This window comes from Denitrificimonas caeni (assembly GCF_905120345.1).
Lineage (GTDB): Bacteria > Pseudomonadota > Gammaproteobacteria > Pseudomonadales > Pseudomonadaceae > Denitrificimonas > Denitrificimonas caeni_A.
In genome coordinates this window covers 245,234-258,643 of the sequence record NZ_CAJHOA010000005.1, presented here as the reverse complement: position 1 = coordinate 258,643, position 13,410 = coordinate 245,234, and the positions used below count along the sequence as shown (strand labels likewise).

The window sequence follows — 13,410 nt, the reverse complement described above, 5'->3', positions numbered from 1 at the left end:
ATTCTCGTAAACCGTCATCCTGTCAAGCGCTTATCGTGAATTATTTGAAATATTCATGTTTAACTCATAAAAACGGCAATTATATGGGCGATTCATAGCTGTCACACGCGTTTAGCAGGTCACATTTTATGCTTGGAATAAATCACTGGCATGCCCCTATTGCGCAAAAAAGCATGGGACGCACACCCGAACTGTCACCCTCAGCAAATAACGATTAGACTGCCCAGAATAACTCAATAGCAATATATTCAATGGGATGTGCTGGATAATGATCGACTTCAGCAAAAAACACTTTCTAGTCGTAGACGACTTCTCTGAGTTTCGCAGCTCCATTCGAGGCATTCTACGCTTGCTCGGCGCACAACATATCGACACAGCTGCCAACGGCATTGACGTACTGGAACTGTGTCGACGCCACCGCTACGACATTATTCTACACGACTATAATCTCGGCGAAGGCCTCAATGGTCAGCAAGTACTCGAGCAGTTGCATGCAGAAAAGCTTCTTTCTGTGCATTGTATTTTTATTATGGTCACCGCTGAGAACACCCAAGCCATGGTGCTGGCTGCACTCGAATGCGAACCCGATGACTATCTGACCAAACCTTTTAATAAAGTCGCTCTACAAACCCGACTGGAACGTTTGGTACGACGTAAGCACGTACTCGCACCGGTACTCAAAGCTGTAGAAGCTGACAACCCAAATCTCGTGCTGCAAGTCTGCCAAGCTATCGAACAGAAAGATCCTCGTCACGCGGTCTTATGCCTCAGGCACATGGCCACTGCGTTGGAAGACCTCGCTCGCTATCAAGATCTTGGGCAGTTACTCGAGCAACAAGCTCGGAGCCGTCCCACAGGCTGGAATTTGCAAGCGCTCGCTCGACTATGGCTGCGCCAGGGCCGCTTCGAGCAACTGACGCGGCTACTCACCGCAGGTGTGCGACAGTTTCCGATGATGCCTGAATTACGCGATATACAGGCCGAGCTTGCGGCGTTACAGGGTGATCGACCGGCAACACTCGAAGCCTTGCAGCACGCCGTGACTTTATCGCCCAACACACTGCGTCGACAAAGCAAATTAGCCAGCCAAGCGTGGCTCAATGATGACACTCTGACGGCCCTGCATGCCTTGCGCCAAAGCTGGGAACTTGCTCGCCACTCAGCGAGCTTTGATCATGAGTTACTCTGGCAGCTCGCATCGATACTGACTCGTGCGACAACAACCGCAAAGTTACCTGACGAAGCGCAGCAATGGCTGAGCATCATCGAAAAAACCAATAAACAAACGCCGCAAATGCAGTCTGCAGCGGCGCTGTTACGCATCGAAGAACAACGACGCAAAGGTGCCGCTCTCACAGCAAGCGAACTGCAAACACAGCTGGCAATACTGCAAATGCATAAGCACACCTTTGCGGCCATTTCCTTATTGCAACTGGGTGACTGGCTGGCCCTGCTGGGCGAAACAGACGCTGCCGAGTCATTGTGGCATGACTGTGCACAACGTCATGCTGGTACCTCAGGCGTTCTGGAGCAGATCAGCTCTCGCTTACCCAACCTGGACTCACAACCACTCCAGCAGGCCTTAGCGTTGAATCGTCAGGCCGTTGCACTGCATTACCAAGAGCAACAGGATCAAGCGCAACTACTGTTCGAGCAAGCATTACAGCAAGCTCCCAAGCTGATCGAACTCAATATGGCCGCTGCACGTTTATTCCAAGATCAACTTCGCCAACAGCACGCCGATGCCGAGCAACGTCTGAATGCCTGTCTACAGCGCATTGGCAGCTTGTCTAAGCTGGACCCTGAATACGTTAATTTTACCCACATGCAATCCTCACTGGAGCTGAGCCCATGGTAAAGCACATCGATTTCTCCACGCTGATGGCCTCTACCGTGCATGATATGAAGAATGTCATTGCTGCTGTCAGTCATGCCTATGAAAGCTTATTCGCAGAAATGCCTGAGGAACTGCAAAACTCACCGCAAGCGCGCTTAATCGAACAAGAAGCGCTGCGCCTCGATGCCATGCTGATGCAATTATTGGGGCTGTACAAACTCGAACATGGCCAGCTCAGTTTGCAGCCCGTGTATTGCCGCTTAGACGAACTGTTTGAAGACTTGCACAATCGCCATCGAGAACTGCTTGAATACCGCAATATCGACTTGCAGATAGCAATAGACGATCCCGACCTAGAAGCCTACTTCGATGTCAGCTTGATGGGCACAGTACTGGATAACGCACTGGGCAACGCCCTCAACTACTGCAAAAAAACCATTCGCCTGCAAGCCCAGCGCGAAGAAAACGGCATATTGCTAACTATCAACGATGACGGCTCTGGCTATCCAGACAATCTCCTAGGCGCCGTACGCGACAGTCAATCAAGCAGCATTGATCGCAACAGCGGCAGCACCGGCCTAGGGCTCTACTTTGCCGCCAACATTGTCGCCATGCACGACCAAGAAGACCGTCCTGCACGATTCGAGCTAAGTAATGACGGCGAACTGCCTGGAGCTTGTATGAAAATTTGGTTGGGGCTGCCGAGTTTGTTCTAAAATACAGATACACTTTAAGAAGATAAAAGGTCTATTCTTTTGTATAGTTGAATAAAAGTAGCATTCAAGTACTTTTAATTCAGATAATCAAGGCGGTATGCATAGCATCAATAGGCAGCCATCAATAGAAGCCTAAGCATGCTTAGTCATGCAGTGTCACACCTTAGTGCTATTGGAGATCTCTTATGATTAACGTGCAGATTTATCGCTACCATCCCGAACACGACACGACTCCTTATATGGAGTCGAAAACCCTTCCTGAAGAATTCCGTAATCGTATGGTGTTGGATGCGTTGCAGTATCTGCGCGAAGAAGATCCGACACTGGCTTATCGACGCTCATGTCGAGAAGGTGTTTGCGGTTCTGATGGTATGAATATTAATGGTAAGAACTGGCTGGCCTGTATCAAGCCCGTCGCTGAAGCTCTCGGCACATCCAACACTTTAATTATCAGACCCCTGCCCGGCATGCCGGTAATTCGTGACTTAGTTGTCGATCAGTCTCTGTTTTTTCATCATTACGAGCAAATAAAACCTTGGCTGATCAATGATGATCCAGTACCCGCCATTGAACGTCTGCAAACTCCAGAACAACGCAAGCAGCTAGATGGCCTCTATGAATGCATCCTCTGCGGCTGCTGCACCTCGCAATGCCCCTCATGGTGGTGGAATCCCGAAAAATACCGTGGACCATCTGCGTTATTACAGTCATTACGCTTTCTTCTTGACAGCCGTGATCGGGCTCGAATTGAACGACTCGGAGAGCTGGAAGACCCTTTCAGTTTGTTTCGCTGCCGGAGTATCGGTAACTGTACCTGGGTCTGCCCAAAAGGACTTAACCCAATGGGCGCGATAGGTAGGATTCGATTGGAGTTGATGAAAGAGTCCACGTAATGAAACTAGAGCTTACGTCTGTCGGCAGATTAAGTTTGCAATAAGATCTGACTAGTATCCTATTTATCATCTGACGGTGTTCGCACCAGTCGGATGATAAATAATCCATATCGATATAAAGGTAAACCTATCCAGTATATTGCTTACCTTAGCTCGCAGTGATCACTACTGCATCAGTCGTAAAAACTGCCGGTTTTCAATTTGAATCTGCAGGTTCTTTTTATACTTCCCTATCGCTCCTAACGCGCAAAAAGTACGGCCAATAATGATGGCCTGTCATTTCAATTGTACGGCAGATGCACTAGCAATCTGCATCTGTAAGCCTTTGTTGTCGCTTTCTATATAACCGTGAGCACAAAGATCCATACCAACTAAATCAGTAACGCGACCTAATTTGCTTTCTATAGAGCCTAGCATTTGCTCCCAGAGCACGAGAGTAAGCGTTTGCTGCGGGTAAGGTCTATCAAAATTCAAGTAAGCACCTTTTTGAAAAGGCATATATTGAGCCACCGTACCGCAAGCAGTTATTTCTTGCCCGAGATAGTTAGATGCTGAACGCGTTTCAATCGATGTATCAACAGTTTTTTGTATCGTTGCAGCGGTTCGTGAAGACTGAGTTTGTCTGTTGTTAACAACAGATTTGTTTGATTCTACTTGCTGTATCGACTCATCAGCAGGAATAGTGCTACTTTGCCCAATAACAGGATAAATCTGGCTCACAGCAGCCATCGTCAAAAAGATGCCACCCACAACAGCTACTGATTTAAATATACCTGATAAACGTCTTTTACGAGCGGGCACAATATCCGCAATAGTTTCCTGCTGTTTTTTGGGTGCCGCTTTCAAAACCTTAACAGAGCTGTATGGAGGTATAGCTACAGCGGGACGAGGTTTGCTTATCGGTGCTGATGCTCTATTATCTTGCCCATAGTCTTCGTGAATTTTGCGAACACCTAAAGCGCTTATAATATCGTCGATGTCGTTGCGGTCAATACTCAGTGCCGGTGAGGCAAGGTCTGCAAGTAAAGCTGAGCAACTATCAAAATCCGCAGTATGAAACCAGCGTGTAATAGCTCCAGATAGATTTGGTTTACCCGTTGCTGGTCCAGTAAAAACGACAGCAGCATTGGTATGAGAAATATTTCTACCGTCTAATAGATTATTATTTCTGAACCAACTCATGATTGAGTTTTTATAAGCACGCAACTGTTGATATGGGTTTTCTTTGCTACCGCCTTTAACTTCAATGCCGCTCATCATCCACGGCCCGTTCTCCGTAGCAATTAAGTGGCCTTTAAAATCTTTAAAGTCGATCAACAATACTGACGAAGGAAGGATACAAACCAAGTCAATCTCAGAGCCATTCCACCTGCTGTTTGCTATTAATACTAAGTCTTTATCAGTATATTTCCAGTCCGCTTTTAGCACCTGGATAAATGCTCTAAGCATGTGGTTTTCATGTGTACGTTCGGCTTTTTGGCCAAAAAGTAAAATCGACATCGATGGAGAGCCTTACTGAAACAATCAGGACTTATGCTGATACATACATTGCGACCGCTTTAACTAGATCACTACTAAACGGGTAGCACTTATGTATCAGAGATTTAAATTTAAGTAATTAAATACCGACTAGTGTATCAACAAACCCACTTATAAATGTGTAAACGATTACTATTTTATTTTCTCTGTACCTTATAATCCAGGCGGCATAGCACAACGTATGACTACTTTATGTGAGATTTCCCTGTTAGTTATTTAATATAGTTACTGCTACTTTAGCAGCAGCTCACTCTCTCCTTTCACTATTAACACATGAGGTAAAACTGCGAGTTAATCAAATTATCTCTGCATCTCCCTGCATGATGGTTTAAAGTAAATGTACATAAGGGCTCAGGATCAAGCATGGACAACGTCATTCTTAAACAGCATTACACTGATTTGTGTGAGCAGCTGAACCGGCTGCAGTTTCTTATTACTGAACTTGAACCACAGCATGCGGTGGTTGCGCACATTCAGCCTCTGACTAAAAGCCAAGAACATGAACCACTTAATACAATTGAGCCAAGTATTCACACGGGCAAACGTGCTGTTGAACTGGCGACGCAGGCCTATCAAGACCTGCACACGATTGTGGGATTTTCACAAAAAAGTGCGCGCAGAATGCCTGGGGTGCTTTGGTTTGATACAAGTAAAACGTCGGGGACAGAGGAGATAGCGAACTGCGTCCACGCTATCAACACAGCGAAGCTAGCAATCAAAGACTATGTCGTGAGCCATTTCAGCACGGCCTCTGAGCGCTTTGAAATCCTCAAGCAGGCCTGCCCTGGCGTAATGACGGTGCATCTTTACCGCCTGATTCGCTGTTACCAGAATGAAGACTTAAGATCGGTGCGCTTTACTTGGTTACAGCAGCAGGCGTTAGTCTATCCAGATAAAGCAAAACTGTTAAATCGGATCAATCTAGCCATCGAGCAGTCTTCCAGTCCAAGTTATAGCAATACGATGGCGACCCTGCTGGAACTTGTCAGCGCTGTAGCGCCAGGCGCTATACGCATTCGCCGCCCAGTCAAAGTCCAGCCAGTGGCTAATATCACCAAGTACAATGGTGCGGCGGGCCCGGTTACCGCGCCGCTGCCAATTATTATTCTGCAAGACAAACAACCCGTTATTAAAATCATTGGCGAATTTAATGCAGAAATGGCGTCTCAGCGCAAAAAACGCTCTGACGCCTTAGAGGTTAATCTTCTCGGGATCTTTCAAGGTGAAACCATAGAGCAGGTTATCCCGCGTAACTGAGCGCTGCTGCTGTATTCTGCCAGCTACTGAGAAGGCACACTGTTTGCTCATTAACAGCGACTCGTATTGTGTCCTATTTCATTTAGCATAGACCGAGTCAGCAAACTAGTTACTCAAAGGACATCAATGTGTTCGATATTATTGGCGACATTCATGGTCATGCTTCAGCGCTTGAGAGCTATAGTCATTTGTGGTGTATGAGGGGAAAAGAGGGTGGCGTATCCTGTTGATTGTTTCCTCCAAGAAATAATTAACAGTAGAGCGATACGCCATGACAAATACTACCCTGAATGTTCTTTCACAACCAGATGAAACTGGCACTGATGTGCTAACTGCTTTATTGCGTAATGGTGCTCGCCAGCTCATTGCGCAAGCAGTTGAAGTAGAGCTGCAGCAACTGCTGCAAGCTCATGAAGAACTGCGTTTACCCGATGGCCGCAAAGCTGTGGTGCGTAACGGCTATTTGCCTGAGCGCAGCATCCAAACGGGCATTGGCGATGTTGATATCAAGGTGCCAAAAGTGCGTGATCGTAGCGGCTCTGGCATTCGCTTTACCAGCGCACTGCTACCGCCATACCTCAAGCGTGCCCGCAGCGTTGAAGAGTTATTACCGTGGCTGTATCTCAAAGGTATTTCCACTGGAGACTACCAAGAAGCCCTAGCAGCCTTGCTGGGTGAGAATGCCAAAGGCCTGTCAGCTAACACCATTTCCAGGCTCAAGGAACGCTGGATTGATGAGCACCGAGAGTGGCGACAACGCGACCTGAGCGACAAGCGCTACGTGTACCTTTGGGTTGAGTAATGTCCGCCTCGATGACCGTTTGTGCTTGCTGGTGGTGATGGGCGTGACAGAGCATGGCCGCAAGGAGCTGATTGCCGTTGAAGAAGGCTATCGCGAGTCTGAAGCCGGCTGGCTTGAGCTGCTGAATAGCCTGGTTGCGCGTGGGCTTACGACCTGCCCAAAGCTGGCAACAGCTGACGGCGCTCTGGGCTTCTGGAAGGCTCTGAGCAAAGTGTACCCGCAGACCAAACAGCAACGTTGCTGGGTGCATAAGACGGCCAATGTGCTCAACAAACTGCCTAAGGCAGTACAGCCAAAAGTGAAGGAGGCACTGCATGATATCTGGATGGCAGAGACGCGTGAGAACGCCCATAAAGCCTTTGATATAGCGCTGGCAAGATTTACTGCTAAGTACCCACGCGCAGCTAAAGACCGTGAGAGCATGTTGGCTTTCTACGATTTTCCAGCAGAACATTGGGTGAGTATACGCACCACCAACCCAATTGAATCTACCTTCGCTACAGTACGTTTAAGAACCAGTAAGACCCGCAACTGCGGTTCAAGAAGCACAACTCTAGCAATGGTTTATAAATTGCTGCAATCAGCGCAAAAACGCTGGAACCGCCTGAAAGGATTTCAACTGTTAACCCTCGTGGTCAATAACGTTAAATTCCAAGACGGCGAACAAGTAATGGAGCAATCAGACAGGAAAACCGCCTGATGCTCGTACACCAGATTTGACCATAACTCATTGGGACGTCGTGTAACTTTTGTCTTCGGCACAGTAGCTACAGCTGCATTTCTGCCCATCATTATTTTCTTTAACACCCCGGACAATATCGTCTATTTACTAGTCACTTTTGGCTTTTTATACGGCATTCCGTACGGAGTAAATGCCACGTATATGGCTGAATCATTCTCTACCGATGTGCGCGGCACTGCCATTGGTGGTGCATACAATATGGGCCGTTTAGGTGCCGCTATTGCACCCGCCACAATCGGCATAATTGCTGCAGGTGGCAGCTTCACTATAGCCTTTATTGTGATGGGTACGGCTTACCTTATTAGCGGAATCATCCCAGGCTTATTGATTAAAGAACGTCAATATGACCCTCAACATAAATAATAACTATGTAACTTACAACTCGATAGTTTTATAACGCTATAAAGAGGATTAAATGATGGGAGCGTTAACAGGAATTAGAGTCCTCGATTTGAGTCGAGTACTGGCGGGTCCTTGGTGCGGTCAAATCCTCGCCGATCTTGGCGCTGAAGTTATAAAAGTAGAACGCCCTGGTAGCGGAGATGATACGCGCAGCTGGGGACCACCCTGGATGCCAGATAACAGCGGCGATTTAACTCGCGAGGCAGGCTATTATCAGTGCGCAAATCGTGGTAAATACTCGGTTGAAATTAATATTTCCAGCCCTGAAGGTCAACAATTACTGCACAAAATGGTGCAAAGCATTGACGTAGTGATTGAGAATTACAAAACGGGCTCGCTCGCTAAGTACAACTTGGACTACGCCAATTTGTCTGCGTTGAACCCTAAGCTGGTGTATTGCTCTATCACAGGTTTTGGCCAAACAGGCCCCCGCGCAGAAGAACCCGGTTATGATTTTGTTATTCAGGGTTTATCAGGCTTGATGAGTATTACCGGTGAAAGTGATCACGTGCCCAATAGCGGCGCTCAAAAAGTCGGTGTAGCTGTAGTGGATATTCAAACCGGGCTGTACGCCACCATCGCAATTCAAGCTGCACTACTGTCCCGTCATCAAACCGGTTTAGGCCAGCATATCGATCTTGCGTTGCTGGATGTGCAAATTGCTGGCTTAGCCAATCAAGGTATGAATTATTTAACCAGCGGAAAATCTCCCATACGCTCTGGCAATAGTCATCCTAATATTGTCCCGTACCAAACGTTTAAAGCTAAAAATACCGAGTTTATTATTGCTTGTGGTAATGATCAGCAATTTCACGAACTCTGCCATGCCATTCAACTGCCGCACTTACTGGATAACTCTGACTACCTGCGTAACCAAGACAGAGTTAAACATCGAGCCACCTTGATCCCTTTGCTGGCTCAACACTTTTTAACTAAGGATGCAGAGCATTGGGTGCAACACATCCATCAAGCCAAAGTTCCGGTTGGGATGATTAATAGCATTGAGCAAGCACTACAGGAACCACAGGTGCAAGCACGGGAAATGTTGGTGTCGATTAATCACCCACTTAACCCTGATTTCAAGATGATTGCATCGCCAATTAAGCTATCCGGCACGCCTATTAACTACCAACAGCCACCACCCTTGCTAGGCGAGCATACCGCTAAGGTGTTATCTGAGTTCTGTGATCCAGAACAGTTACGGTCACTCGCAAGACGCGGAGTGATTGCAGGCTTAGACTTAGATTAATTTCTATATTGTCTGGATTTCAAATATAACCCTTCAAAGAAAACCAGTGCAAGCTTAGGCTGTCAGTCACTGGTACTTTGCGCTGCTATGTTTAGTTATTCCTGATTTATCAAGCAAACCATGAACCAAAAGAAAAGTTTTACATCACTTTCTCTTATCCAAAAAGTTAATCACCAAGCGATCCATCCAACCCCACAGGCGTTGGCGAGTGCGCTCGAGTAGCGGTCGTTGCTGCCAGAGTTCTTCGGTGATTTCGAGGCTGTCTTGGAAGTCATTTTGAAAGCTATGACGTACTTGCTCAAGCAGACCAACATCACGCGCTTCAAGGTTACCTTCAAGGTTAAAACGCAAATTCCAATGATCAAAATTGCACGAGCCAATGCTCACCCAGCTGTCGACCATGACCATTTTTAAATGTAAAAAGCGCGGTTGGTATTCAAAAATGCGTACACCTTTGCGTAATAGTGCGGGGTAATAACGCTGCCCTGCCCAGCGTACTGCAGGTAAATCAGTGTTACGGCTGGTTAATAACAAGCGTACATCGACGCCGCGCACGGCCGCTTTGCGTAATGCTCGGCGCACGGCCCAAGTGGGTAGAAAATAAGGGGTGGCCAGCCAAACGGTCTGGTGCGCACCTTTGATGCTACGCAGTAATGATTTTTGGATATCGCGGTGCTGGGTCGAAGCCGCATAGGCAACGCGAGCTTTGCCGATATTCGCAAAAGGCAAGGCAGGTATATCCTGGATGGCTGTTGGTCGAGGGCTATTATTTTGTTGCCAAAAAAAGCGTTCAAGACAACTGTGCCACTGGTAATCAAATAAGGCTTGCCAGTCGCTAATAACCGGGCCTTGGACACGCACCATAACTTCATGCCACAGGCTATGCTCAGCGCCTGGCTGCCAAAAATGATCGGTTAAACCGGCGCCACCAACATACGCCAGCTGTTGATCAATCAGTAGTAATTTACGATGGTCACGGTAGAAGTTTTGCAGCCCCCGAGTCCAACGCAGAGGATTGTAAAAACGCAATTCAATACCCGCATCAAGCCAACGTTGACGCTGCGAATGTTTGAAATGGCGGCTGCCAAAGCTATCAAATAGACAACGCACGCGCACGCCACGTTGCACCGCGGCGATCAGTACTGCTTCAACATGATCGGCACTCTCACCACTACGGACCAGATACAATTCAACATCAATCTGTTCGCGTGCAGATTCGACTCGCGCCAGCCAATCTGAAAAAAACGCAGGACCATCAATCAACAGTTTAAATTGGTTACCGGCCCGCCAAGGGAAAATCAAACCAGCCATGTTTAATTCTCCTTAATGTTTACAGTGTGGGTGGCTGCGCAGAATCCGCACACAGACTATCACCTGCTTGCATGCTGGCAGGAGCGCTGTTGCACAGCGATCATAGTAAGCGCTGTGCCATTTTTTAAGCCAGATATTAACTCACAAAGACTTGACCAATACGTCGATAAAGCCTTTGTGAGTGACTGATCAAGGTTAAGTGGCACACCTTAACGCAGAATCTGTGGATCACCTTTACCAGCAACCGCCGCCGCTTCTTCGATGGTCAGTAAGGCTGTACGTGGTAAGTCTTGTAAACGCGCACAGGCGGCCAAGACATTCCCCCAACAAGCACGGTTAACAAACTGCATACCGAACTCATCCAAGGTACCGCCACGGTTACGATAGCCCAAAACATAGGTGCTGTTGGCATTGGGTAAAATCGTCCATAAATGACCACGAATCACTTCTGGACGCATGTGTGTCAATAGCACACGCATACGGAAACGATCAGGGAATAACCGCTCAACCAATTCATCACTGGCGAGGCTTTCCAGCTCCCAACGGTCACGTGGCGCGCGGAAACGTCCAGGCTCTTGTAAGTAAACCACGCGATAACCCATTTCTGCTTCTTCTAAACGCTGCGCAGCACGCAGTACTTGCTCCAATTGATAACTACCATTGGCGATCAGCAGTAACGGATCCTTACCCTCAACCTCTTTCACCACGATGGCGCCATCGCGGGCCAATTGTTCAGCTTGTGCTTGGCTGAAGTAAGCTGGACGCTCGCGTTTAGCCGCAACAATGCAGGCAATTTGCCCACGCGCACTGTAAACCTGTGGCAATAGCGCCAACATGCTGTTGTAGTCAGCAGGGAATAACACCCGAGAGACATCATTCATCTCTGCCAGCATCGCTTCACAGAACGTAGTGTCTTGGTGCGATTGCTGGTTTTTACCATTTTCCCAGGTGTGTGAAGTGGCGACTAACGGCCAGCCTAACCAACCTGCTGGACGACCAACTTCTTTTTGCTGACGCGAATAAATCAAACTCTGACGCACCGCACCGAGCATTTTTACACAAAACGCTTCGTAACTGGCGACAAGATTTAAGCCCGATTGATTGGCTAAACATGCCGAAACCACAGCTTCTTCATTCAGCGCAGTAATAATTTTGCCATCAATGGCTTCTAAATCACTTTCTGGCTCACAGACACGGTGACGTAAGGTTTTTAGCACCTCAGTTAAACGGTTACTGGCCAGTTCATCAGGGTTACCCACGCGTGGACGTAAGTCTGGATTGGCGGCAACCAGATCAACAAAGTAACGATCGAGAGCCGTCATGGTTGAGCAGGCATCATCACGGTAATGCAACTCGGGCTGCACTGGCGTTTGCGGATGACGATTGGCTAAGGGATTGTCACGCTCAAGTAGACGGTCTTGCGCTTTATGGGTATTAAGCAGTGCTAAAGCCTCGCGCATATCCTCAGGGGACACATACAACGGCTTAATATGTTGATTAAACAGCTCGCGTGAATGGGCATCCACGTGTGGATTACCCGGCAAAGGTAAGTTGTGTGCTTTATTTTCATCAGCACCATAAAAACCAAAACCTTTAACAGTTTCGGCAATGCCGTACGGAATCGGTAACGGGTAGGACAAAATGCCGCTATCTTTTTCTTGTACCCGACGCTCTAAGCGTTGCTCCATTTCCCAGATCGTACAAACAAAGGCGGCTGGATCACGACCATCAAACTCAATCGGATCAAAACCACAGCCGCGCAAATGGCGCTGGAAGCCTTTTAAACCTTCCAAGGTGCCCAGCTCTGTTCGCTGTTCAATCCGACGGCCATTAGCAATCATAATTGGCATGGCTGCGCCACTATCTTCAGCGCGCCACCAGCGGGGAATCCAATCGCTACCGCGTTGTTCTTCTGCGGCGCCATCTGATAAAAAGGCGACCAACTTTTCACCGGGCAACGGCATATGCGCATATTGCAACTCAGCAAAGCCTAAATAGCCACCCTCAATAATACCACCTGCGGTATGGGGGTTAACGTGACTGCCCAGCGGCGCAGCCATGGAACCATCAGAGGCAATCGCATAACCGTAAAAATCATTTAATAAGCGATTGATGCCTTCTTCACCATTGCCATAGGCTTGCTCTTGCTCAGGATGCAAGTTACCTAAGAGTACGTTCAGCGCCTCAATAGCTGCAACACTATGGCCCTGCCCCATGAGCCAACCACGGGTTTCGCCGGTCAGAGCATTCAGCGCCATGTATGCGGCATAACCTGGAACCATATTTAAAGCACCACCGGTGTGCCCTTCAGGCTGCACTTTAAACTCATCAGCGCTTAAATCGCTACCATCTAAATGTACTTTACGTGCATAGGTCATATGCACCACTAACGACATACCCGCCGCAGTGATTTTATCTAACGCACAGAACTTGCTATATACACTGGCCAAATCAGGCTGTATACCCGCTTGTACGAGTTGGTGGGCAAGACGATATACTGCAGCTTGAGTTTCTGCTGTGTGCTGGATGGGGCCATAGCCCTTTTGCCATTGCGCAAACACTGGCTCAGTTTTAGCATGCTCATTTAAGTCAGCTAGGCTCGGCAAAATTTGATGCATAGTAATACTCCATAAACTCGAATGTGGTGCAGTTTAAAGACAGC

Annotated in this window: 8 protein-coding genes and 2 pseudogenes; 7 read left to right on the top strand and 3 right to left on the bottom strand. The window is 47.8% G+C overall.

What is annotated here, in order from left to right:
- Window positions 1–268: 268 nt before the first annotated feature.
- From JYJ62_RS11325 to JYJ62_RS11315, 3 genes are all read left to right on the top strand, one after another.
- A complete protein-coding gene (locus JYJ62_RS11325; RefSeq protein ID WP_205342330.1) occupies window positions 269–1,858 on the top strand; it encodes a response regulator in 1,590 nt (529 codons plus the stop codon).
- Window positions 1,852–2,553 carry a sensor histidine kinase gene (locus JYJ62_RS11320; protein WP_205342329.1) on the top strand — a complete coding sequence of 234 codons (702 nt, stop codon included), beginning with the start codon at window positions 1,852–1,854 and terminating at the stop codon, window positions 2,551–2,553. The genes JYJ62_RS11325 and JYJ62_RS11320 overlap by 7 nt, the downstream gene beginning before the upstream one ends.
- A gap of 185 nt (window positions 2,554–2,738) precedes the next feature.
- A complete protein-coding gene (locus tag JYJ62_RS11315; RefSeq protein WP_205342328.1) occupies window positions 2,739–3,446 on the top strand; it encodes a succinate dehydrogenase iron-sulfur subunit in 708 nt (235 codons plus the stop codon).
- 276 nt (window positions 3,447–3,722) lie between these two features.
- Here the strand turns inward: JYJ62_RS11315 and JYJ62_RS11310 are convergent, their stop codons facing one another.
- Window positions 3,723–4,946, bottom strand: coding sequence for a nuclease-related domain-containing protein (locus JYJ62_RS11310; protein WP_205342327.1), 1,224 nt, complete (start codon window positions 4,944–4,946; stop codon window positions 3,723–3,725).
- Between the two features lie 402 nt (window positions 4,947–5,348).
- Here JYJ62_RS11310 and JYJ62_RS11305 point away from each other — a divergent pair, with 402 nt between their 5' ends.
- The 4 genes and pseudogenes from JYJ62_RS11305 to JYJ62_RS11290 all read left to right on the top strand — a co-directional run bounded on the left by JYJ62_RS11305 (window position 5,349) and on the right by JYJ62_RS11290 (window position 9,437).
- A complete protein-coding gene (locus JYJ62_RS11305) occupies window positions 5,349–6,242 on the top strand; it encodes a DNA replication terminus site-binding protein (RefSeq protein ID WP_205342326.1) in 894 nt (297 codons plus the stop codon).
- Between the two features lie 271 nt (window positions 6,243–6,513).
- A pseudogene (locus tag JYJ62_RS11300) lies at window positions 6,514–7,744 on the top strand (IS256 family transposase).
- Window positions 7,745–7,774: 30 nt separating this feature from the next.
- A pseudogene (locus JYJ62_RS11295) lies at window positions 7,775–8,149 on the top strand (MFS transporter); the annotation flags it as partial.
- A gap of 55 nt (window positions 8,150–8,204) precedes the next feature.
- The gene (locus JYJ62_RS11290) at window positions 8,205–9,437 is read left to right on the top strand and encodes a CaiB/BaiF CoA transferase family protein (RefSeq protein WP_205342350.1); all 1,233 of its coding nucleotides are present in this window, start codon (window positions 8,205–8,207) and stop codon (window positions 9,435–9,437) included.
- A 144-nt stretch (window positions 9,438–9,581) separates the two neighbouring features.
- Here the strand turns inward: JYJ62_RS11290 and JYJ62_RS11285 are convergent, their stop codons facing one another.
- Together JYJ62_RS11285 and JYJ62_RS11280 are read right to left on the bottom strand one after the other, a co-directional pair.
- The gene (locus tag JYJ62_RS11285; protein WP_205342325.1) at window positions 9,582–10,748 is read right to left on the bottom strand and encodes a phospholipase D-like domain-containing protein; all 1,167 of its coding nucleotides are present in this window, start codon (window positions 10,746–10,748) and stop codon (window positions 9,582–9,584) included.
- 209 nt (window positions 10,749–10,957) lie between these two features.
- The gene (locus tag JYJ62_RS11280) at window positions 10,958–13,366 is read right to left on the bottom strand and encodes a xylulose 5-phosphate 3-epimerase (protein WP_205342324.1); all 2,409 of its coding nucleotides are present in this window, start codon (window positions 13,364–13,366) and stop codon (window positions 10,958–10,960) included.
- Window positions 13,367–13,410 lie beyond the last annotated feature (44 nt).